This window comes from Mesorhizobium sp. M2A.F.Ca.ET.039.01.1.1 (assembly GCF_003998035.1).
Taxonomy (GTDB): Bacteria; Pseudomonadota; Alphaproteobacteria; order Rhizobiales; family Rhizobiaceae; genus Mesorhizobium.
In genome coordinates this window covers 1-2,462 of sequence record NZ_RZRY01000827.1, presented here as the reverse complement: position 1 = coordinate 2,462, position 2,462 = coordinate 1, and the positions used below count along the sequence as shown (strand labels likewise).

Annotated in this window: 3 protein-coding genes; 2 read left to right on the top strand and 1 reads right to left on the bottom strand. The window is 63.5% G+C overall.

What is annotated here, in order from left to right; translation table 11 throughout:
- The first annotated feature begins 147 nt into the window (after positions 1–147).
- Positions 148–927 (top strand): 30S ribosomal protein S2, encoded by a 780-nt coding sequence (gene rpsB / locus EOA24_RS34280; RefSeq protein WP_126082647.1) that lies wholly within the window; start codon positions 148–150, stop codon positions 925–927.
- A gap of 121 nt (positions 928–1,048) precedes the next feature.
- Positions 1,049–1,969 (top strand): translation elongation factor Ts, encoded by a 921-nt coding sequence (tsf, locus tag EOA24_RS34275; protein WP_040987261.1) that lies wholly within the window; start codon positions 1,049–1,051, stop codon positions 1,967–1,969.
- 54 nt (positions 1,970–2,023) lie between these two features.
- On the opposite strand, the gene EOA24_RS34270 is transcribed toward tsf, so the two are convergent.
- Positions 2,024–2,462, bottom strand: a 439-nt coding sequence (locus EOA24_RS34270) for a LysR substrate-binding domain-containing protein (RefSeq protein ID WP_245501918.1), incomplete at its 5' end; no start/stop codon positions are given.

Below are 2,462 nucleotides of genomic sequence, written 5' to 3'. Positions count from 1 at the left end.
AGGGACTTCCCCTCTATATCCGCGCTCATTCCACACACGGACTTTGGTGTCTGCCCGGGAGAAATCCGGCTGAAACCTCCGGTGGCATCAGGACATTCCGTCCGAAATGCCTGTGTCCGTGGAGGCCAACCGGAAAGGAACTAAAGAATGGCTCTGCCAGATTTCAGCATGCGCCAGCTTTTGGAAGCTGGTGTTCACTTCGGCCACCAGACCCATCGCTGGAACCCGAAGATGGCGCCCTACATCTATGGCGCCCGCAACAATATCCACATCATCGACCTGTCGCAGACGGTGCCGCTGTTGAACCAGGCCTTGAAGCAGGTGTCCGACACCGTCGCCAAGGGCGGCCGCGTGCTGTTCGTCGGCACCAAGCGCCAGGCCTCCGACATTGTCGCCGACGCCGCGCAGCGTTCGGCCCAGTACTATGTCAACTCCCGCTGGCTGGGCGGCATGCTCACCAACTGGAAGACGATCTCGAATTCGATCCAGCGCCTGCGCAAGCTCGACGAGACGCTGGCCGGCGAGGCCCAGGGCCTCACCAAGAAGGAGCGACTGAACCTCGACCGCGAACGCGAGAAGCTCAACAAGGCTCTCGGCGGCATCAAGGACATGGGCTCGACGCCGGACCTGATGTTCGTCATCGACACCAACAAGGAAGCGATCGCCATCCTCGAGGCCAAGCGCCTGGGCATTCCGGTCGTGGCCATCATCGATTCGAACTGCGATCCGGACAAGATCGACTTCCCGATCCCCGGCAATGACGACGCGGCCCGCGCCATCCAGCTCTATTGCGACCTGATCGCCAAGGCTGCCATCGACGGCATCGCCCGCCAGCAGGGCGCGCTCGGCGTCGACATCGGCGCTTCGGCCGAGGCTCCGGTCGAGCCGGCGCTTGACGCTCCGGCCAGCGAAGCTCCGGAAGCTTGATATCGAAGGCCGGAACCCGGCCTTCATCTTTCCAATAAGTTGGCGCGCTAAAGCGCTTTTGCCGAGCGCATCACCCGAGTCCCGGTTGGTGCGTCGGCGCATTTGAAACAAAGAGGCGACAATGACGATTTCGGCTGCACAGGTCAAAGAACTCCGCGACTTGACCGGCGCGGGCATGATGGACTGCAAGGCGGCGTTGAACGAGACCAACGGCGATATGGAAGCGGCCGTCGACTGGCTGCGCAAGAAGGGTATCTCGAAGGCCGACAAGAAGGCCGGGCGCACCGCCGCCGAGGGCCTGATCGGTGTCGATGCCGGCGTGCGTGAAGCTGCGGTCGTCGAGGTCAATTCCGAGACCGACTTCGTTGCCCGCAATGCTGCCTTCCAGGAGATCGTCGCCAACGTCGCCAAGGTCGCGCTCGCCTATGGCACGACGGAGGCGGTCGCCGCCGCGAAGTATCCGGGCTCCGACAAGTCGGTCACCGACACCATCAAGGACGCTGTCGGCACCATCGGCGAGAACATGGGTTTCCGCCGTTCGGCCAAGCTCACCGTACCGCATGGCGTGGTGGCGACCTATGTCCATAACGCGGTTGCCGACGGTCTCGGCAAGCTCGGCGTGCTGGTGGCCATCGAGACCACCGGCAACGAGCATGCCGCCAACGCCTTTGCCCGCCAGGTCGCGATGCATGTCGCCGCCAGCAACCCGGTCGCGCTGACCGCCGAGGAAGTCGACCCGGCGCTCGTCGAGCGCGAGAAGGCGATCTTCTCCGATCAGGCGCGCCAGTCGGGCAAGCCGGAAGCCATCATCGAGAAGATGGTCGAGGGTCGCCTGCGCAAGTTCTATGAAGAGGTCGTGCTTTTGAAGCAGGCCTTCGTGCTCAATCCCGACATCACCGTCGAGAAGGCGCTGAAGGATGCCGAGAAGGAGATCGGCGCTCCGGCGAAGATCACCGCCTATCTGCGTTACGCGCTGGGCGAGGGCATCGAGAAGGAAACGACCGATTTCGCGGCGGAAGTCGCGGCAGCGGTCAAGAAATAGCTCCGATCCAAGGGGAGCGCATCGCGTTTCCCTTAAGGTGAAGAGCTCACGAGCTCAGGCAACTCGGCCGGGTGTCCGCATGGATGCTCGGCCGATTTCTTGTGCGATGTCGATAAAGGCCCTGAGCTTCGGCGCCATCGACGCGCGGCGCGGAAAATAGAGGAAGAGGCCCGGCTCCTCGATCGCCGTATCCGGCAGGATCTGGACGAGGCGGCCGGCTGCAAGGTCGGCGCGCACCAGCGGCTCGAAAACGTAGGCGAGCCCGACGCCGGCCAGCGCCAGATCGATGGCGCCAAGCGAATCCGTGACGATGGCCGTGCCGCGTGTCTCGACAACGACATCCTTGTCGTTGTCATTCAGGTCCCAGCGGTACAGCGCGCCGGACCGAACCAGCCGGTAGCCGATGCAGTTGTGATCGGCGAGATCGGCCACGGCGCGCGGGCGGCCATGCTTTCCGACATAGGTGGGCGAGGCGACGATGACGGCTTTGAAC

Excerpts from the sequence above, each read along its gene's own strand:
- rpsB (WP_126082647.1), top strand. The coding sequence starts at position 148 with ATGGCTCTGCCAGATTTCAGCATGCGCCAGCTTTTGGAAGCTGGTGTT.
- tsf (WP_040987261.1), top strand. The coding sequence starts at position 1,049 with ATGACGATTTCGGCTGCACAGGTCAAAGAACTCCGCGACTTGACCGGC.